Annotated in this window: 18 protein-coding genes and 1 tRNA gene; 6 read left to right on the top strand and 13 right to left on the bottom strand. The window is 37.9% G+C overall.

Annotation, left to right across the window (positions count from 1 at the left end; genetic code table 11):
• From PGN18_RS17515 to feoB, 4 genes are all read left to right on the top strand, one after another.
• On the top strand, window positions 1-603 hold a 603-nt coding region (locus PGN18_RS17515; RefSeq protein ID WP_335320886.1), incomplete at its 5' end, for an outer membrane beta-barrel protein.
• A 266-nt stretch (window positions 604-869) separates the two neighbouring features.
• Window positions 870-3,635, top strand: coding sequence for an outer membrane beta-barrel family protein (locus tag PGN18_RS17510; protein ID WP_335320885.1), 2,766 nt, complete (start codon window positions 870-872; stop codon window positions 3,633-3,635).
• Between the two features lie 98 nt (window positions 3,636-3,733).
• The gene (locus PGN18_RS17505) at window positions 3,734-3,949 is read left to right on the top strand and encodes a FeoA family protein (protein WP_055913318.1); all 216 of its coding nucleotides are present in this window, start codon (window positions 3,734-3,736) and stop codon (window positions 3,947-3,949) included.
• A gap of 12 nt (window positions 3,950-3,961) precedes the next feature.
• Window positions 3,962-6,070, top strand: coding sequence for a ferrous iron transport protein B (feoB, locus tag PGN18_RS17500; protein ID WP_442955366.1), 2,109 nt, complete (start codon window positions 3,962-3,964; stop codon window positions 6,068-6,070).
• Between the two features lie 1,114 nt (window positions 6,071-7,184).
• On the opposite strand, the gene PGN18_RS17495 is transcribed toward feoB, so the two are convergent.
• Entirely contained in the window at window positions 7,185-7,661 is a 477-nt protein-coding gene (locus PGN18_RS17495; protein ID WP_025145395.1) for an Lrp/AsnC ligand binding domain-containing protein, read from the bottom strand.
• A 349-nt stretch (window positions 7,662-8,010) separates the two neighbouring features.
• On the opposite strand from PGN18_RS17495, the gene PGN18_RS17490 reads away from it, so the two are divergent.
• Window positions 8,011-8,155: transfer RNA gene (locus PGN18_RS17490), tRNA-Asp, on the top strand.
• A gap of 138 nt (window positions 8,156-8,293) precedes the next feature.
• Complete coding sequence (locus tag PGN18_RS17485) at window positions 8,294-9,319, top strand: LacI family DNA-binding transcriptional regulator (RefSeq protein WP_335320884.1); 1,026 nt, start codon at window positions 8,294-8,296, stop codon at window positions 9,317-9,319.
• Between the two features lie 56 nt (window positions 9,320-9,375).
• Here PGN18_RS17485 and frr read toward each other — a convergent pair whose 3' ends face one another.
• From frr to PGN18_RS17425, 12 genes are all read right to left on the bottom strand, one after another.
• Window positions 9,376-9,939 (bottom strand): ribosome recycling factor, encoded by a 564-nt coding sequence (frr, locus tag PGN18_RS17480; protein WP_335320883.1) that lies wholly within the window; start codon window positions 9,937-9,939, stop codon window positions 9,376-9,378.
• Window positions 9,940-9,975: 36 nt separating this feature from the next.
• Window positions 9,976-10,680: a UMP kinase gene (gene pyrH, locus PGN18_RS17475; protein ID WP_335320882.1), complete on the bottom strand. Its 705-nt coding sequence runs from the start codon at window positions 10,678-10,680 to the stop codon at window positions 9,976-9,978.
• 361 nt (window positions 10,681-11,041) lie between these two features.
• The gene (locus PGN18_RS17470) at window positions 11,042-14,314 is read right to left on the bottom strand and encodes a TonB-dependent receptor (protein ID WP_335320881.1); all 3,273 of its coding nucleotides are present in this window, start codon (window positions 14,312-14,314) and stop codon (window positions 11,042-11,044) included.
• A 55-nt stretch (window positions 14,315-14,369) separates the two neighbouring features.
• Window positions 14,370-15,035 carry a 3',5'-cyclic-nucleotide phosphodiesterase gene (locus PGN18_RS17465; RefSeq protein WP_335320889.1) on the bottom strand — a complete coding sequence of 222 codons (666 nt, stop codon included), beginning with the start codon at window positions 15,033-15,035 and terminating at the stop codon, window positions 14,370-14,372.
• 14 nt (window positions 15,036-15,049) lie between these two features.
• Window positions 15,050-15,331 carry a hypothetical protein gene (locus PGN18_RS17460; RefSeq protein ID WP_335320880.1) on the bottom strand — a complete coding sequence of 94 codons (282 nt, stop codon included), beginning with the start codon at window positions 15,329-15,331 and terminating at the stop codon, window positions 15,050-15,052.
• Window positions 15,332-15,341: 10 nt separating this feature from the next.
• Window positions 15,342-16,436 carry an N-acetylglucosamine-6-phosphate deacetylase gene (nagA, locus tag PGN18_RS17455; protein WP_335320879.1) on the bottom strand — a complete coding sequence of 365 codons (1,095 nt, stop codon included), beginning with the start codon at window positions 16,434-16,436 and terminating at the stop codon, window positions 15,342-15,344.
• A gap of 182 nt (window positions 16,437-16,618) precedes the next feature.
• A complete protein-coding gene (gene tsf, locus PGN18_RS17450; RefSeq protein ID WP_335320888.1) occupies window positions 16,619-17,464 on the bottom strand; it encodes a translation elongation factor Ts in 846 nt (281 codons plus the stop codon).
• Window positions 17,465-17,577: 113 nt separating this feature from the next.
• Complete coding sequence (rpsB, locus tag PGN18_RS17445) at window positions 17,578-18,411, bottom strand: 30S ribosomal protein S2 (RefSeq protein WP_335320878.1); 834 nt, start codon at window positions 18,409-18,411, stop codon at window positions 17,578-17,580.
• Between the two features lie 18 nt (window positions 18,412-18,429).
• Complete coding sequence (gene rpsI, locus PGN18_RS17440) at window positions 18,430-18,816, bottom strand: 30S ribosomal protein S9 (RefSeq protein WP_090765025.1); 387 nt, start codon at window positions 18,814-18,816, stop codon at window positions 18,430-18,432.
• Window positions 18,817-18,819: 3 nt separating this feature from the next.
• Complete coding sequence (gene rplM / locus PGN18_RS17435) at window positions 18,820-19,263, bottom strand: 50S ribosomal protein L13 (RefSeq protein WP_039481184.1); 444 nt, start codon at window positions 19,261-19,263, stop codon at window positions 18,820-18,822.
• Window positions 19,264-19,476: 213 nt separating this feature from the next.
• On the bottom strand, window positions 19,477-20,310 hold the full coding sequence (locus tag PGN18_RS17430) for a hypothetical protein (protein WP_335320877.1): 834 nt from the start codon (window positions 20,308-20,310) through the stop codon (window positions 19,477-19,479).
• Between the two features lie 42 nt (window positions 20,311-20,352).
• On the bottom strand, window positions 20,353-20,898 hold the full coding sequence (locus PGN18_RS17425) for an ORF6N domain-containing protein (RefSeq protein WP_335320876.1): 546 nt from the start codon (window positions 20,896-20,898) through the stop codon (window positions 20,353-20,355).
• Window positions 20,899-20,944: the final 46 nt, after the last annotated feature.

Raw genomic sequence — 20,944 nt, 5'->3', positions numbered from 1 at the left:
CTGAATATTTCCGGTAACGGCTCTTATAACAGAAATGTGAATTTTATTGCAGACCAGGTAAGCAATGCATTGGTAAAGAATGTAACCAATAGTTACACCATTTCAAACGGTTACAAATTGGTTACCAATGTAGATAAATTTGATTTAACAGGAGGCATAACCGGTAGTTATACCAATTCTACATTTTCTGCGAGGCCCTCATCCAATACACAGTATTACACCATTAATCCTAGTTTTGATATCAGTTATGTGTTGCCAGCCAACATCAGGTTAGCCATTGATATCGATTATTTCAGAAACTTTGGTGGAGGTGATCTATTCAACCAGGAATACACCCTTCTTAATCCTTACATCAGCCGTCAGTTTTTTAAAAATAGAGGAACATTCAAATTTTCTATAAATGATGCGCTTAACCAAAATACGGGTGTGAGCAGAACCGCTACTGGTACTTCAATTGTTGATTTAACTTCCAATGTGTTGAGGCGTTATTATATGTTCTCCTTCACTTATTCCTTAACACGTATTGGAGGTAGAAACATGAGTGGCGATATGCAGATGCCCGGCCAACGCGGTGGCGGAGGAGGTCAGCGCCCAAGGATGTAATTATTCGTCTTATATTTCTCAAAAATACATTCATCAAGCCCAGCAAAAGCTGGGCTTGATGGCTTCTGATCGCCTCGTGCAGGAGGATATAGTTCTAATTTTTAGCTGAAGTAAACTAACTGTTTATCAATTTCACAACTATTTTTAGCGCTAATTGATCACATATTAAATGTATAATTGACATTTTATGTATTTCAAATGTTACTTAATACAAATAAACCTTTATAATAGTTTGCTGTCTCTATGCTATAATCCAAAGTAACCGAATGAAACAAATTTTTACGCTTTTATTTATACTATCATCATTTTATGCATATGCCCAGAAAACGGGTTCCGTTAGTGGAAGAGTCATTCGGTCAACAGATAAAAAACCAGTAGATTACGCCTCTTTAGCTGTCAAAAATCTGGCAGACTCAAGTACGGTAGGTGCTGTAAACACTTCAGCAGATGGGAAGTTTGCTTTTAAAAATTTAAAGCCAGGTAAATACCGATTATATGCAGCGTATTTGGGTTTAAAGAATGCCACTAGAGATTTTAGCATTACTACTGATCAAGCAGATATAACCTTGGCTGATATTATTTTGGAAGGAGGGGCAATTGATCTTCAAACGGTGGATATTAAAGCCGAAATTCCACCAATTGTGGTAAAAAAGGATACCATTGAGTTTAATGCAAGCTCATTTAAAGTGGTCGAGAATGCTGTAGTAGAAGATTTATTAAAGAAATTGCCCGGATTAGAAGTAGATAAGGCCGGAACAGTAAAAGCTCAGGGAGAAACCATTACCAAAGTTAGGGTAGATGGCAAAGAATTTTTTGGGAACGATCCACTTTTGGCCACTAAAAACCTCCCTGCTGATATGATCGATAAAATTCAGATTATTGATGAACTTTCCGATCAGGCACAATTTACCGGGATTGATGATGGATCAAGAACCAAAATCATTAATATCACCACCAAGAAAGAGAAGAAAAACGGCTATTTCGGAAATAGTACAGGTGGTTATGGTTCTAATGATCGTTATGATGTGAATGCGAATATCAACCATTTTGATCAGGACAAACGATTGAGTGTGGTTGCTCAGTTTAATAATGTGAACAGACAAAATTTTGGCGGTGGCTTAGGAGGCGGGGGTGGCAATGGCGGACGTATCGGAATTACAGATACCAAAGCCGGTGGGGTCAACTTTTCGGATGTATATGCCGATCAAACTGAAATTAATTTTAGCTATTTCGTTAACAAATCTGATAACCTGATTTTAAGGAACAGCGTTACCCAAAATCTTTTAGGCAACGTAACCACAATTTTCGATAATCGTCAAAATAATACTGCTGATCGTTTGAATCACCGTTTAAACTTTATGGTTGACACTAAATTAGATTCACTCACTTCATTGCGGATCCAGCCTAATTTAAGTTATACCAATAATGAAAGCGTGAACAGTAGTATTTATACCCGCGATTTTGGTACCTATACTACTAGCGGCTCTCAACGGTTAACCAACCATAACACATCACCCGCTATTAGCAACAATATTCTATTGCGCAAAAAGTTCATGCGCCGCGGAAGGACGTTGTCGCTGAATCTCAACACTAATATTAACAATAACGACGCCGACAATTATAATTATAATCCGGAAACACGGGAGAAAGATAGCGTTAAAACAGCAAAGATTATTAACCAGCTTAATGATCAGGAAAGCGAATCTATTAACCAAAATACCCGGTTGGTATATACAGAGCCATTAGATAAAACCTTAAGTCTGGAATTTAATTACCAAAACGGTTATAACCACAATACCTCTGAACGTTTTACCTACGACTTTAATCCGGCTACATTAAATTATGATTTATTGAATGATTCATTAAGTAACGTTTACGAAAATACCATTTTAACCAATGCCGCTGGGTTCAGTTTAAATAAAATGGCAAAAAAATACAACTGGAATGTAGGAATGGCCGTTCAGAATACGGATCGTAAAAACGATAACATTAGCAAGGGATTTGTATTAAAACAGAATGTATTTAACTATACACCATCTGCCATGTTCAGGTATAATTTTAGTAATAGCAAGCGTTTGGTTTTTAATTACCGGGGTAGTACCAATCAACCTACGATACAGCAGTTACAGCCTATTCCTAACAACACCAACACGCAAAGCATCCCACAGGGAAATCCTGATTTAAAACCCGAGTTCAACAATACCTTACGCATTGCCTATAACACGTTTACACCTGGTAAAAACAGATCATTATTTGTAAATGTAAACCTTACCCAGACTTCTAACAAAATTGCCAATAGCAGCAGCTTAATAGAAAATGGAGTTAACCAGGGCAAATTTGCTGTGTTGCCTGTAAATGTAAATGGCGTTTATTCAGGTTCATTATCCTCCTCTTTAAGTTTGCCCGTCATGGCAGAAAATAAGCTTAATTTTCACATTAATATCAGTGGCAACTATGGCAGGGATGTAAACTTTACCAATACGTTAAAAAACATCACCAATAGCTGGTCGATTAACAATGGTTACCGTTTAGTTTCTAATTTAGATAAACTTGATCTTACCGCTGGTGTTAATGGATCAATAAACAGGGCTACCTACTCTGTTCAATCAAGTTCCAATACACGTTATTACACCTTTAGTCCCAATATCAGTGTCAGCTATTTGTTTCCGGGTGATATCCGCTGGTCAGTTGATGCCGATTATAACCAGAATACCGGTAGGGGAGAGGATTTTGATACACACTTTACTTTGGTAAATTCTTACATAAGCAAACAGTTTTTTAAAAACCGGGGAACTTTAAAGGCAGCAGTAAATGATTTGCTAAATGAAAATCAGGGTGTAAGCCGCACGGCCAATAATAATACGATACGCGATGAAAGTTATAACGTATTACGGCGTTATTTTATGTTTTCATTTACCTATTCCATAAACCGTATGGGCGGTAAGAATATGATTAGGGAAAGTAGGGATGGTAGCAGAGGTCGTGGTGGCAATGGCGGCGATGGCTTTGGCAGAGGAGGACAGCGCAACTAGATCATTTTTCGGTAAAAGCTGGATCATTTATATTCTATAATTCAGCATCTTATTTGGAATAAATCTAAAGAAAGGGTAACTTGCGCCAAATTTAGCACATGAAGCTGTCGCACCTGAAAGTAGGAGAAAAAGGAACAATTGTAGCCTTTACAGATTTAGATATGTCTGTAAAGTTAATGGAAATGGGTTGCTTGCCTGGAGAGGTTGTAGAAGTAGAACGTTTTGCTCCTTTGGGCGATCCTATGGCGATCCGTGTAGCTGGTTATCAGCTTTGTTTGCGTAAAAGTGAAGCTGATGTGATTATTATTCAATAAAAAAAGCTGGGTTTGGATATTAAAGTTGCATTAGTTGGTAATCCCAATACAGGTAAATCTACTTTGTTTAATCGTTTAACAGGATTAAATCAAAAAATCGGAAACTTTCCGGGCATCACTGTTGATAAAAAGACAGGTTTTACAAAACTTGAAAACGGTGAAGAAGCCGAGGTTATAGATTTGCCAGGTACCTATAGCTTATACCCAAAAAGTGCTGATGAAAGTATCGTTTTTCAGGTACTTGCCGATAAAAAAAACAATAGCCATCCAGATGTAATTGTACTCATTGCCGATGCCTCTAATTTAAAGCGCAACATGCTGTTGTATTCGCAAGTGGCAGACTTGGGTATCCCAATTATTTTGGCGCTCAACATGATCGATCTTTCTGCTAAGCAGGGGATTGAAATCAATCTGGATAAACTGTCTGAAAAACTGGGGATCCAGGTGGTTTCCATTTCGGCAAGAAATAATATCGGAATTGATAAGCTGAAACAGGCCATTGCCAATACCAATAAAATTGCCACGCAATACCAGGATATAGATGTTAATTTTCTGGCACCGGAAGCAATTGATGCCATAAAAACCAAGCTGAATTCAGAAAACGATTATTTTGCACTGCAGGTGCTTCATCAACATGAGCATTTAACTTTTTTTACTGAAAAAGAACAGGAAGAAATTGAAAATATTGAGCAATCACACCATTTCGAATCTTCTAAAATTCAAGCTGCAGAAACCATTGCCAGATATAAATATCTCAGCACTATTTTGTCTGATGTGCTTATTGACAAAGGCACTGAAAAGAAATTTTCTTTCAGTGATAAATTAGATGCTGTTTTAACACATAAAGTTTGGGGGTTTGCCATTTTCTTGTTAGTCCTCTTTGTTATTTTTAATGCAATATTTGCCTGGTCATCCTATCCAATGGACTGGATTGAAACGGGTTTTGGTTTTATAACCAGCCTTGGGCATGAATATTTACCGGCAGGTATGCTTACTGATCTGTTGTTGGATGGCGTAATAGCCGGTTTGGGAGGTATTTTTGTTTTCATTCCGCAGATAGCCATTCTTTTCGCATTCATATCTGTTTTGGAAGATACGGGTTACATGGCACGCGTTACCTTTATGATGGATAAGATTATGAGTAAGGTTGGACTTAACGGTAAATCAGTAGTGCCAATGATCGGTGGTTTAGCCTGTGCTGTTCCATCTATTATGGCTGCCCGAAATATTGAAAATTGGAAAGATAGAATGATTACCATCATGGTTACGCCGCTGGTAAGCTGTTCGGCCAGACTCCCGGTGTATATTTTGATCATTTCGTTGATTATCCCTTCTCAAACCGTTCTTGGTATTTTTAATCTGCAAGGTTTGGCATTGATGGTGATGTACCTGGTGGGCATTATTGCTGCGGTGCTTGTAGCATGGGTAATGAAATTCATCATTAAAACTAAGGAAAGGTCTTATTTTATCATGGAGTTGCCGGTTTACCGTATGCCAAGGTGGAAAAATGTTTTCTACACCATGTACGAAAAATCTAAAACCTTTGTTTTCGAAGCTGGTAAAGTAATTATCGCCATTTCTATTATCCTTTGGGTAATGGCGTCTTTCGGGCCGGGCAAGCGCTTTGAAAATATCGACAAAAAATACGAGTCATCTCTGGCTGATACGACAAAAAATACCGATCACATCAAAACCCTGGTGGCTACCGAGAAATTGGAAAACTCATACGTGGGTATTCTTGGGCATTGGATAGAGCCAGTTATCCGCCCTTTGGGTTATGATTGGAAGATTGGCATAGGCTTAATTACCTCATTTGCGGCCCGTGAAGCCTTTGTGGGTACAATGGCTACCATTTACAGCGTTGACGGCGGCGATGAAGATACCTCAACCATTAGACAGCGTATGTCGGCTTCGGTTAATAACCGTACCGGTTTGCCCGTTTATTCTTTTGCAACCGGTATTTCACTAATGCTCTTTTATGCTTTTGCGATGCAATGTATGAGCACGGTTGCTATTGTTTACCGCGAAACCAAAGGTTGGAAATGGCCCGTAATCCAATTGGTTTACATGACTGCTATGGCATATATTGCTGCGCTGGTTGCTTACCAGTTGTTGAAATAAGTAAGTCATTTCGAGCGATATTTTATTGTATAAAAATTAATATAAATAATAGGAAGATTTATCATTATAGATCTCTTGAAGAATAGATCTCCTCAATAAATCGTCATTGCGAGAAGGCTTCTTTAGCCGACGAAGCCTGCCGGCAACAGGCTGGCAATCTTTATAATAAGGTTCGTTTTGCTCGAAAGATTGCTTCGTCGTTCCTCCTCGCAATGACGACCGAATTAGGCATTCTGTCAATAGTGGCGTAGTTGAAAAGGTTCCTATAAGCATGATGATTAAGATTTGGAGAGCATGGTCAGTATAGCTATCTATGTTGCCTCCCGTTTTCCGTTTTATCCCGATGAAAAATCGTGATATTCACTTCAATCGGGTCTAGTTGGCCAGTATGTTACTGCTGCTTTTGGCTGGGTGCTTAACTGCATAAGCTGCTGTTCTAAATACAATAACTTGATCAGTATAACTTTCTTCTCTGTCCTTTTGTATGTCACTCTGAGGGATAATTTATGGTATAAAAATCAATATAAATGACGTAACTGATTTCTTATTCCATACAGCTCGGTCTTGCCTCGGCTCGCCGCCGCCGAAGGGCTCTTACTTTTTGGCATCAAAAAGTAACAAAACCGAGGCTTTGCCGAGCTCATTAATACAAATGAAAACAACAGAAAACTATTAATAAAATGCCGGCTGAAAATTTTTCTTTTAAAGCAAGTAATAGGGCTTGGTCAGTGGAGTCCGAAAAATTTGTTAGGCCGGACTTAAATAGAACGGAGATACAGTGCTAAGGCCTTGTTGGATGGAAATGCATATTTTACAAGACTCTAAATATCAAACAATTAAGCAATAACGTCAATGGTAGCGTAGTCTAAGAGTCAATAGGCAACATTGCTATTTATTGCATTATCCATTGTTTCTGAACCCGGTAGCAGCGGCAGCCCCCGATTGCAATTCGGGGCTACAGCGGATAACGGGACTACTGTTACCGAAATACTACTGAGCGTTCATTTTCAAATAAAATCACTAATGGTTTTTACCATATAAGACATATAAGGTCATCTAAGCTCAGGTATGATTATATAGATTTTGGCCTTTCACCTTTATTTATCCATTCCGCTTATCCCAACTCAATTTGCCGTTTAATGCTTTCTTCCAGTGATATTAATGTTTCTGTCCGCTGAATACCGTTCACGGCTTGTATTTCCTCGTTTAAAACATGGCGTAAGTGATTGGTATCCCTGCAGATAATTTTGGCGAACATACTATAGGCACCGGTAGTATAATGCAATTCTACCACTTCTTTAATTTTGCTCAACTGCGCAACTGCATCTTTATATTGGATTCCTTTTTCGAGATAAATGCCTAAAAAGGCACAGATATCATATCCTGCCTTTTGCGGATCAATGATGAGATGAGAACCTTTTATAATGCCCATTTCTTGCAGTTTCTTCATCCTAACGTGGATGGTTCCGCCAGAAACAATCAGATCCTTTGCAATTTCTGTATAAGGTTTAGTAGCATCCTGCATCAATTGCTTTAATATATCGATATCGAGGTTGTCAATTTCTAAATTGGAATTGTCTTTTTTAAGCATATTTTTGAATTATGATAAACGAATTTACAAATATTTATTAATATTATAAAAATAAAATTAAATGTTTAAAATATTTGCAAGGTATTGCATGTTCCTTTACATTTGTATCAAGCAATTAACAAAAAGGAAACGTTCTTTCAAAATTGTTAAACATACTGTAGGGTGGTGAAACAGGCAGACACACCTCCTTGTCTCGGTGGCGGAGAATAATGGGAATATACCAGTTTTGGTACTAACCACTCCTTGAAGGTTCGATTCCTTCCCCTACAGCGGTTTCAGTTTGCAGTAGCCAGTATACAGTTAGCAATAACTGAGAATTGAAAACTGCTTGCTGATAACTTTTTTAAAATGTTGGGTGGTGAAATTGGCAGACACGCCTCCTTGTCTCGGTGGTGGGGAATAATGGGACAAACGCAGTTTATTGGGTTGACCACAAATTAATTTTTTGAACTGTAGCTAACTACCCCTTGAAGGTTCGACTCCTTCCCCAACAGCATTTTTTATGAATAATAAGTTAGTTAATCGAGCAATCCTGGATAGGTTGCTCTTTTTTATTTTAGACCAGTTTTATCATATCCTTTCTATATTTATATGATATATTATTATATTACCAATGAAATTTTATTCGTTTAATGCCTGTGATAAAGAAACGTATTTCAATTAAGGATATCGCTAAACAACTGGATATCTCCATCACCACTGTGTCGTTTGTAATTAATGGGAAGGCAAGGGAAAAAAATATTAGCGAGTCGCTCACTAAAAAAGTTTTAGACCTTGTAGCCGAACTAAATTATCAGCCCAATGCCCTAGCCACAAGTTTGAGAACAGGTAAAACGAAAATAATAGGTTTTTTGGTTGATGATATTTCTGAGCCTTTTTTTGCTGGTATAGCACGCCGGATTGATGAAATTGCATCGAACCTGGGATATAAAATCTTGTTCAGCAGTACCAGAAACGATACCGAAAAAGCAATAGAACTGCTACAGATTTTTAAAGATAGGCATGTTGATGGCTACATTATGGCCTTGCCCGAAGGATTGGAAGAGGAGGTTAAAAAATTAATTCAGACAGATGCCCCTGTAGTACTGTTTGATCGCTATGTACAGGATGTTAAAACGGATTACGTGATCATCGATAATGAGAATAGCACTTATAATGCCACTGAGCACCTCATTAAAAATAGTTACAAAAATATCGGTTTTGTAACCATTGATACCGTTCAGCAACAGATGGTTGACCGCTTAACTGGTTATGAAAAGGCTATGGGAAAAAATAACTTGCCGGCAATTGTTAAGAAGATCGAATATGTAGACTCAGCTGGATCTATTGAAGAAATGATCAGGTTTTTTAAGGCAGAGAGGCAGCTTGATGCCGTAATATTTGCTGCTAACTACATTTGTTTGGATGGCTTAAGAACGTTTAGAAAATTAGGAATTCAGATTCACAAAGATATAGCTATTGTTTCTTTTGATGATTTCGAAATCCTTGAATTTTGTGAGCCACCGGTTACAGCTATCACTCAACCTCTTGAAGCCATTGCAGAGAATGTAATGAAGATTTTATTGAATAAACTTAAAAAGGGTGGAAAATCAATTGAAAATATGCAGGTATCATTACCTACCATATTAAATATTAGGGGCTCCAGCGCAAAAAAATAAGGGCATAAAAAAGGGAATGAATTTAAATTTATTCCCTTTTCATTATTTTGTACAGATTAAACTGTCATCACATCTTTTTCTTTAGCCTCGGCATGTTTGTCGACTTTGATGATATAAGCATCGGTCAATTTTTGAACCTCGCCCTCGCCAGTTTTAATTTCGTCATCAGAAACGCCTTCACCTTTTAGTTTCTGAATTTTGGTATTGGCGTCTTTACGGATATTGCGAACGGTAATACGACCTCTTTCGGCCTCTTCCTTCACTTTTTTTACCAATTCTCGTCTGCGCTCTTCAGTTAAAGGCGGTACAACCAACCGGATAACAATACCATCATTTTGTGGGTTGATGCCAATGTTTGCGACCTGAATGGCTTTTTCAATTGCCGTTAATAGTGATTTTTCCCAAGGTTGGATAACGATGGTTCTGGCATCAGGCGTATTGATACTGGCTACTTGTGATAATGCTGTAGCTGCACCATAATAATCTACGAAAATACCATCCAACATTCCAGCTGACGCTTTACCAGCCCTGATTTTAGTTAATTCAGATTCACAATGATCGATGGCTCTCTCCATAGCAGATTGAGCATCCATTAATTGTAATTGTATGAGGTCGTTCATAATTGTGTGTATTTCTACAAAAATAATATTTATTCCTTATTTAACCAGGGTTCCAATAGGTTCCCCACTAGCGATTTTCATGAAATTGCCATGTTTGTTCATATCAAACACGATAATCGGCAATTGGTTTTCTTCGCAAAGGGTAAAGGCTGTCATATCCATTACATTAAGGCCTTTATCGTAAACTTCTCTAAACGAAATTTCTTCGTACTTAGTAGCCAATGGATCTTTTTCAGGATCTGCTGTATAAATGCCATCAACACGCGTACCTTTTAACACAACATCAGCTTTGATTTCTATGGCGCGTAAAGCGGCGGCAGAATCGGTTGTGAAATATGGGTTTCCGGTTCCTGCGCCAAAAATCACCACACGGCCTTTTTCTAAATGTCGAACAGCTCTTCTGCGGATAAATGGCTCGCAGATCTGCTCCATTTTAATGGCAGTAAGTAAGCGGGTTTTAATGCCAACCTTCTCTAAAGCATCTTGCAAGGCCATAGAGTTGATTACCGTAGCCAACATACCCATGTAATCAGCCTGTGCCCTGTCCATCCCACTTTTTTCTGCGCTTAGGCCTCGAAAAATATTTCCTCCTCCGATTACGATTGCAATTTCTAAGCCTTTATCATGTACAGCTTTGATATCTTCAGCGTACTGTTTAACGCGTTCATTATCAATACCATATTGTTTCTCGCCCATTAGTGATTCTCCACTAAGCTTAAGTAGGATGCGTTTATATTTCATGGCCCCAAAAATATTAACAATTTTTTAATACCTGGCTATGGTTTTTAATAATTGATGTAAATATTTAATAGAAATACTATTTGAACAAAAGGATCAATCGATTTAAAATTGCTCCTTTTAGAATTTTATGTTTATTGTGCTTTTGCAAGCCATAAAGATGCATTGAGGTGTAATGCCGGGTGCGAAGTAAACCCTGATGGTGAATCTCCCGACCAGCCATTAAATAGGTTATCATTGGGATCTCCTGTACCATCATCAGAAGGCGAACTGTCGCCAACAAAAACGACTCGGCCATTACCATAAAACGGCCTGATAGCTAAGCAATCAGGCCGTTTCTCATTTATTATACAGTTTAAAAAGGTTATTGATTAAATCTATATCTTAACCCGAGCTGGATTCTCCAACGGGCGGTTTCATCAATACTGTTTGAAAAAGTATTAACAAGTGGCACATTGTTATCTGCATTTAAATAAGGAAAAGAGAATGTAGGATTTCCTGTTGAAGCATCAATTCCCTTAAAGTTAAGTAAACCATTAGCTCTATTGGCAAATTTTGGAACACCCCAGGTTTTATTGATCATGTTGCCAAAATTGAAAATATCAAAAGTGAGCTGAAGCGAATGTTTTTTACCTTTAAGGTTTGCGAATAAATCTTGCGCCAAACGGATATCAAGCGTGCCGATTACATTACCAACAAGGCCATTCCGCTCGGCATATTGACCTCTCCTTTTATTTAAATAACTATCCTGACTGATGTAGCTATTTAATTGAGCCCATAGCTGATCACTGGTACGGGTATCAGCAGCATTTTCTGGTACCAGAACAATATCTGATTTACTTGCCGGAACAAAAATTAAATCATTACCATTTAAACCATCGTTATTTAAATCGTTTCCATAAGTATAAGAGTACCTGAAACCATCTTGCAACTGATAGAACATAGAGAATGTTGTTCCTAAATGGCTAATGTATTCTTTTCGGTAAACAACAGATGCAATAAAGCGGTTTTTGACCATGTAACTTGAGTAGGAAAGCGCATCAGTATTCGGGCTACCAGAAACCTGACGATCTCTCCACATCGATTGCGCAATGGAGCCACCATCATTAACTGATCTGGAATCGGTATAAGTGTAGCCTGCAGTTGCAAAAAAGCCGCTTGCAAATTCTTTCGATAATGTTCCGGTAATCGCTAAACTATGGCCTTTATCAGTATTGGTCATTACAATTGCGTCGGAAATATTTGGGTTTGCAGGGGTAGGAGCTGATGCCCCGTAAATTCTGGAAGCCGTATATCTTGGACGGTTATCGGCACCTTTTAAAAGTGTGTAAGAAGATGTATTTAAGTTCGCGTTACGAAAATAAACTGAATTGATATCTTTTGAATACAATGCTTCGATCGTACCGGTAATGCCACCAGGTAATTTCTGATCAACGGCTAAGTTAGAACGCCAAACCTGCATAAATTTAAAATTCTGCTGGGTTACGGCCAGGTTATATGCTGTATTGTTTGCAGCAGTAGCTTTGTTAACGTTTCTGTAAGCATCAACATTTGGCGTAAAAGGCCTGTTTGTTGGATTGGTGATAGATTCTGAACCAAATTGGACACCATTGTTGCTCGCCTGGTTTGATACCCAAACCAGCGGAGGTCTTCCGGTGAATAATCCAGTACCACCTCTTACCTGTGTTATTCCGGCATGATTTACATCCCAGTTAAAGCCTAAACGTGGTGACCATAGTATGGCGCTTTTAGGAAATCTGCCAACGTCGATTTTTTCTCCATTTTCAAAAGTTAACTTTTCAACATTTGGATTGCTTAATGATGCGGGTGAAGATACATCAGTTAAGTCTGCGCGTAACCCTGCTGTTAATTTAAATTGATCGCTTACTGTAAAAGCGTCCTGCACGTATAGGCCATACATATTTGAACGGATTTCGGCATACGGGAACGATCCATCAGGCATAACCGAGTACTGGATCTGGTATTTTGTTGCATTTGATACACCATTATTTGCACTGTTATAAAAATCGGCAAGACTATTAAAAGTATAGGCGCCGTAATAGTTTGGTGCAAAGCCGTTGAGCGTCCTGTAGCCTTCATAATTGGCACCTAAAGTTATTTCGTGGCGACCAGCATAGATATTGAAGTTGTCGGTAATCTGATAAACTTTAGTTTTCAGGGAATTAAACGCGGTAAAGGGTTCGTAACCAAAAGCAGTGTATGAACTTCCGTCAGGATTCATGATATCTACAAGTGGAAACGGTTTGTTACCCTTAGATTCTCTGAAATCGTTCATGTTGTTGTAACCAACCGTTAATTGATTAGAAAATTTGTTGTTGAAACGGGTTCTGAATTCGAGGTTAACGTTATCCATGTTGTTGTTGATGCCATATCCAGCCGATTGAAATGGAAGGCCCAGTTGCGATGGCTGTCGGTTATTTTTTGGTGCGCCGCTATTACTTGGTAAAATATCTTTATAAGATCTGAAATAGAAATATTTTAAACTTAAGGTGTTTTTATCATCAATATTATAATCTAATTTGGCTGATAATTTATCACTTCTTGTTTTTAAAGCATAGTTCTCATAGGCCCCTGGTGTATAACCAAGTGTTTGTAAGAATGTGCTTAATTTATCTAAATCTTCTCCTTTTGCCTGCGAAATGTTTGGACCTGTACTTCCGCCTCTTGAAGCAACAAATCCGGTTCCAGGATCAGCTCTTCTTTCTAATTCTCCGCTGGCAAAAAAGAATAGTTTATTCTTAATAATGGGTCCTCCAAGGGTAAATCCGTAACCTTTAAGGTTAAAATTAGTTATTGGTGCTTTTAGACCAGCATAATTGTAATCACTAACCAAATCCTGATTTCTGTAATAGGTATTTAATGAACCTTGAAACTCATTTGTACCACTTCTGGTTACCGCATTTATGGCTGCGCCTGTAAAACCACTTTGACGAATGTCATATGGTGCAATATTTACTGTAATTTCTTCAAAGGCATCCATATTAATCGGTTGAGAACTTGTTTGGCTACCAATTGTTCCCTGCAAACCGAAGGCATTATTGAATAAGGCTCCATCTACAGTAAAATTGTTGGCGAGATTGCTTCTTCCTGCAATACTTGGACTTCCGAACTGCAACGAAAACTGTGGAGTAAGTTTCACAAAATCGGTAAAACTTCTATTTAAAGTAGGTAGGTTTTGAATCGCGGTTCTTGAAATATTCTGCGATGCTCCGGTTCTGCCCGAGTTAAAAACTTTACTTTGTTTTCCTGATACCGTAACTTCCGATAAATTGCTGGCATCTTCACTTAGCGTTACATTTAATGTTGAGCTTTGACCTAGCGCTAATTTTTCAATACGTTGCGTTTGATTTTTAAAACCAATAAAAGAGACCGTAATGGAGTAAGGTCCGCCAATGCGCATGGCAGGTAAATTGTAACGGCCGTCTGTCCGGGTAGAAGTAGCATATCTTGAACCCGATGGTTCGTGTATGGCAATAACCGTAGCCCCGCCGATTGGACCTTTGTCATCTGCAACCATACCATTTATTGAGGCTGTTGTTTCATTTTGTGCTACAGCATCAATTTTTAAGAGAATTAAAAATAAAAATGTTGTAAACAGGAGTAAATTTTTTTTCATGAGTAATTTTTTGGCAAAAATACTCTGACTTGCTTTAGCTAATGTTTTACCTGCATTAATTTATTGTTAACTGATTTCCTTGTTCGGGAAATACTAAATTTAAATTCAAGGTATTTCCTAATACTAACTGTTTTTTTATTTTTTCTGATTGATGCTTTGGAGGTTTGATATGCGTTACAATAAAAGAAACTTTTTTAAATGCTTTTTCATTGGTTAAGGCTTTAAGTTTGGACAGTTCGCTAAAGAATAGTCTCGGTGTAAGGTGTCCAAACAATTGCTTGTCGGGCTGTTCATTCGGGAAAGATACCTCCAGGAATATGGCTTTTAGCTGTCCTGAATTAATGAGAGGTGCTATTGTTTGCCACAACTTCATGAGTTTATCCGAGTGTTCAATTTCATCAGCGCCTGTATCTCCCAGATAAAGTACATCACTATCATCATGGCTGATGAGAAAAGCCGAACTTTTATAAGGATTACCATGGCTTAGTTCAAAGGCTTTGACCTTCATTTCCGTGCCCGCTAGCGGATAAGTATTGCCTTCGATCAATGGGAAATAAGTATACTTTTTTAACTGTGGTTTTTCACCTTCATTGGCAAAATTGGCCCAGGCATCCCAGGTAAAATATTTGTCCCTTAAAATGCTAAGTACAGAAGGCATGCCATAGATATTTTTTGCGGTATCGGCCGGCGAATTGATTATTAAACCTGCTACATGGTCCAAATGTGCATGCGAAATCAAATACCCTTTATCAGTTTACGCTGGATTTCTTCACTTATGCCTTTAAGTGATCGATAATCAATGGCCTTTTGGATGCCCGCATTTATAGTGCCTGCATCAAGACAGACGTATTTATTGCTGCCTTTGGGTGCAATCATATAAGAAGATAAATTGCTCTCATCATCACCTCCTTTTACGCCAAGTGGTATGATGGTAAAAGCGGTATTTATTTGTTGCCCTGAGGAATGAATCGCATAAAGAGATAGAAGCAATAAAACAGAAAATATTTTTTTGACCATGTTGAATGATTTACACCGTTTTACCCTTAAATATGACCTCTTTTAAAATTAAATGATCATCAATGATCAATAGGTTTGCCTGTTGCCCAATCTCTATGCATGAGGTTAGGTTTTCTATCCCAATTAATTTAGCGGGATATGATGTTCCCATTTTTATTGCTTCATTTAAACTGATGGCACAATGTGATACACAGTTTTTAACCGCTTCCAACATGGTCAGTGAAGAGCCCGATAGTGTCCCATCTGGCATCACAAATTTGGTCCCTTTCTCAACGTGTTGATAGGGCCCTGTAGAACAGGTCGTAACAGCATCGGTGATGAGAAACAGGCGTTCTTTTAATAATTTATGGGCAAATTTAACCACTTCGAAATCTACGTGCTGCCCATCGGCGATAATACTGGCCATAGCTTTATTATGACTAAAAACAGCTGTTGGGATTCCAGGTTCCCGATGGTGGATGGGGCTCATGGCATTAAAAAGATGGGTAGTGGTTTGGATGCCTTTGTTATAAGCGGCTGTTGCTTCTTCGAAAGTTGCATTGCTATGTCCAAGTGAAACAACCACCCCGTTATCTAGGAGGTATTGAATTACGTCTTCCTCTTGAAGTTCTGGGGCAATGGTTATCATTTTAATCACACCATCTCCAAATTCAATCAGTTTCTTAACCTCATCAAGTGAAGCCTTTCTTACAAATTCAGGTATATGTGCGCCTAAACGTTTTGGGTTTAAAAACGGGCCTTCCAGGTGTAGTCCCAGGCAATTTTTAGCAATTGATCGATGTGCTTTGGCTGCTTTTATGCACTGGTTAAAAACTTCCGATGAATTTGTTGCCATACAAGCTAAAAAGCCTGTAGTTCCTTTTTTGAGCAGGTCATCTTCCATGATGGTTAACGATTCTACAGTTGGATCGGCGGAGAACAATCTATTTCCAGCACCGTAAATCTGTAAGTCTATAAAACCAGGTATGACGAGCGAGTGTCCATTTTCATTTTTGTTGCTGCTTTCATTAATACCTGAAACGACAGTACCATCAATTGAGATGTCCTGGTTTTTTATTAAGACGTTATCCTGAAAATAGGAGGCATTAGAGATTACTTTAGGCATATCAGAATGTTTGAGTAGATTAAGCTTAAGTTCAAAGTTAAATATTGTAGCTATATAATGAGGTTAATTCATGCTGGTAACCAAAAAATATAATTATTATCAGAACGGCCCGCACGATCTGGAATTAAAAGACATAAAAAAAGCCCCAATTTCTTGAGGCTTTTAAATAGTTTTACAAATGCTTATGCACCTAATTGTACGCGTTTGAAAGCTGTTACAGTTAAACCTTTAGCCGTATTATCTAAAAATTTACGAACATCCATAGAACTGTCTTTAACAAACTCCTGGTTTAATAAAGTACTGTCTTTGTAAAATTTATTCAATTTACCAGCAGCAATTTTCTCAACCATTTCTTCTGGTTTGCCTTCTTGACGGATAACATCTTTAGCAATCTCGATTTCGCGTTCGATAGTAGCCGGATCAACACCGTCTTTATCAACAGCAACTGGGTTCATTGCAGCAATTTGCATGGCAACATCTTTACCAGCTTCAGTAATATCTGCGCCATTAGCACCTTCGAATACTACTAAAACACCCATTTTACCGTTAGAGTGGATATAAGAAACGATTTTTTCGCCAGAGATATTTGCATATTCCTGAATAACGATTTTCTCTCCGATTTTACCGGTTAATTCAGTAATGGTTTCAGCAACTGTACGTCCGTCTTCCAAAGTAATTGCAGATAATTCTTCAGTAGTAGCAGGGTTGTTGGCAACTGCTGCAGCTAAAACAGCCTGAGCTAAATTACGGAAATCTTCAACTTTAGAAACTGGTTCAGTTTCACAAGCCAGAGCAACTAATTTACCATTAGTACCATCTGCTGAAACAGCGATTGATACCAGACCTTCAGAAGTAGCATTACCAGAACGGGCAGCAGATACTTTTTGACCTTTTTTACGTAATAAATCAACAGCAGCTTCGAAATCGCCATTAGCTTCTAATAAAGCTTTCTTGCAATCCATCATACCAGCACCAGTTTGTTGGCGTAGTTTATTTACATCTGCGGCAGTAATTTGTACAGTAGACATTTTATTTCCTTTTTTTACCCCCAAACCCCCTGAAGGGGGCTTGGAAATGATTAAATTAATTTAATGAATTTAGATTTTTAGACCATGTAATCCCCCCTTCAGGGGTTAGGGGCCTATTCTTCTGTTTTAGTTTCTTCTGATGCTGACGCTTCAACTTCCGCTTCAGCAGCTTTTTTACGTCTTGGCTCTTTTGTTTCCGGAGCATCAGCTGCAGCTTTAGCAGCTACTGCTTCTTTTTCAGCCTCATCATCTTTTTCGCGTTTACGCTCATCTAAACCTTCTTCAATAGCTTTGATAATTACGTCAGTAATTAAAGAGATTGATTTTGTAGCATCATCATTCGCAGGGATTGGGAAATCGATGTTAGAAGGATCAGAGTTAGTATCAACCATCGCAAAAGTAGGGATGTTTAATTTTAACGCTTCAGTTACCGCGATGTGCTCTTTCTTAACGTCGATTAAGAATAAAGCTGCAGGTAAACGGTTTAAATCAGCAATACCACCTAAAAGTGATTCTAATTTAATACGCTCACGTTGAATCATTAAACGCTCTTTTTTAGATAAGATCGAATAAGTACCGTCTTTAGTCATTTTATCGATGTTAGACATCTTTTTGATTGACTTGCGAACAGTAGCAAAGTTAGTTAACATACCACCTAACCAACGCTCGGTTACGAAAGGCATGTTTACTTTTTTAGCTTGCTCAGCTACGATTCCTTTTGCTTGTTTTTTTGTTGAAACAAATAATACTTTACGACCTGATTTTACGATTTGTTTAATCGCAGCCGCAGCTTCTTCAGTTTTAGTTAAAGTTTTATTTAAATCTATAATGTGAATTCCATTACGCTCCATGAAAATGTAAGGAGCCATTTTTGGATTCCATTTACGGGTAAGGTGACCAAAGTGTACACCTGCATCCAATAAGTCTTGATAAGTTGTTCTTGCCATTGTTGTTGCCTCCTGTGATTAACGTTTACTGAATTGGAATTTCTTACGAGCTTTAGCACGTCCTGGTTTTTTACGCTCAACCATACGCATATCACGCGTCATTAGGCCTTTAGCACGTAATGCAGGTTTTTTCTCCGCATCTAGTTCAACAATCGCTTTAGCAATAGCTAAACGAACAGCTTCTGCTTGTCCTTTTACTCCACCACCTTGTACATTTACAGTGATATCATAACGGCCTGTAAGTTCAGCAACTTCTAAACTTTGGTTTACGATATATTGCAATGGTAAAGTTGGGAAATATTCTTTGTGATCTTTACCGTTAACGGTAATTGCGCCAGCACCATCTTTTAAGTAGATACGTGCAACAGCTGTTTTTCTTCTTCCTGAAGTGTTAGTAACTGACATTTCTTAAAGTTTAATGGTTTTTGGAGATTGAGCTGCATGAGGGTGGTTTGCACCTGCATACACAAAAAGATTAGTGTATAATTTTTTACCCAATTTAGTTTTCGGTAACATACCACGTACCGCTTTCTCGATTACACGTTGAGGGTGTTTCGCCATTAACTCCTTAGGAGAAATAAAACGTTGACCACCTGGATAACCAGTATAAGAAACATATTGCTTTTCGCTGAATTTGTTTCCTGTCAATTTAACCTTGTCTGCATTAATAACAATTACGTTATCACCGCAGTCTACGTGTGGGGTGTACTCAGGCTTGTTTTTACCACGGATGATCATAGCGATCTTCGATGACAAGCGCCCCAAAATCTCGCCTTCCGCATCAACAACAATCCACTGTTTGTTTACAGTTTTAGCATTGGCCGAGACAGTTTTGTAACTTAACGTATTCACTTGCTTGTATTTAATTTATTAAACAATTTATTATTCCCATTAAATTTGGGACTGCAAAGATAGATAGAAAACTTTTATTATCAAATAGTTGATTTAAAAAAGTTTGGTCTTTTTAGGTAAGTTTTTCAAGATGTGTAATACTTAGCCTTACAGTATATATTTCAAACGCTGATCCGTTATAGATATTAAAGAGGTCCGAATTGGTTTGTCCGGTTATGATTTAGTTATGGATGTTTTTATCAAAGCAGGTGTTTCTGTTATGGTCAATGTGTATACGCCGCTCTTAAATATTGTGACCTTTCCGGATGAGGTGTTGGCTTGCGATATGGAATTTCCGTATACATCAGTTAGGCCTTTATAGAAGTCTGTCACATTAAAATTCTGATCATTGATGGGTTCACCATTTAGGATTTCAATTTCCTGAAGTTGATTGCCATTGAACTTTAAGGTATATGCTCCCAATAAACCTGGAATAAACGATTTATCAACATAATCAGCTAAAAAGGCAATGTTGGTAAAGTAAGAACCGAACCTTACCTGCGTTGGGCTGCTGGTACCAATGGGCACTAATGTAAAGCCAGTTGTTTTAAATCTGTTGGCATAGGCTGTAAACGATGCACTATAGGTTTTATCCAGGCTATTCCAAACAGAATTTATATTAAAGTCATTTACTATTCTTAAAGTTTGTTCTGCCGCCAGAAAATTTTGATTGTTTTTTACAGTACAGTTTATTTTATATTCGCCTGGTTGATTAATTGCCGGCAATTTAAAGAGCAAATTTGTACCTACTAAAATTGCAACCTGCTCTGAAACAACAGTTCCGCTTTGATTATTTAGTGTAAGGGTTACTTCATCTTTGGCTGTATAATCTTTAAAATATCTGATCCCGATATAAATATCTGTAGATTTCAATGGAAGAAGATATTCGGGTGCAATTAATATGCGTTCAATCTTTTTGGGTGTCGAATCCGTCGATGTTTCTGTTTTTTTTGAGCATGAAACCAATAAAATAACAGACAAAGCCAATAAGAGCGTGTTTTTTTTCATCGTTAGAGATTTAGATTTCCAAAAATAACATTTATTTACCAATTAAAAGCTAAAGTTCATCAGGCATGTAACCAATCCTTTTTCTTGGTTCAGTTTTCTTATCAATGAGTTTATCCAGGTAGGTAAAACCAGTTCGATGTTTTTATCCTGATTGCTTACTTTTCGTTTGATAGCTTCGATTTCGAGTTTAAGTTCACCGCTATCAATAATAAATTGGCGTATGTGAGAGAAAATCCTGACAATCTGGATATTCACCTGGATGGCTTGTTTACTGTTAAGCACACTTGAAAGCATGAGAATGCCATGTTCGGTAAATGCATTGGGTAGATAGGTTCTTCCACCCCTTCCTTTTTTTGAGGTCACAATTTGTGACCTCAATGATTCCCATTCCTCAGCGGTTAGTTGGAACATAAAATCATCAGGGAAACGTTCAATGTTTCTGCGGATGCTTTGATTTAAAACTTTAGTTGCTACACCATATAGCTCCGCCAGGTCACTATCCAGCATCACTTTTACGCCTCTCAGATTGTAAATTTTATTAACTACAATATTGTCAGGGATGATAGGAAGCATTTGTTTTGCTGTCATATCATTTAGGATTTAGATTAAAGATAATAAAATTGTTTATTTAAAA

Source organism: Pedobacter terrae (genome assembly GCF_036946585.1).
Classification (GTDB): domain Bacteria; phylum Bacteroidota; class Bacteroidia; order Sphingobacteriales; family Sphingobacteriaceae; genus Pedobacter; species Pedobacter terrae_C.
This window is presented reverse-complemented; position numbering and strand designations above follow the sequence as displayed.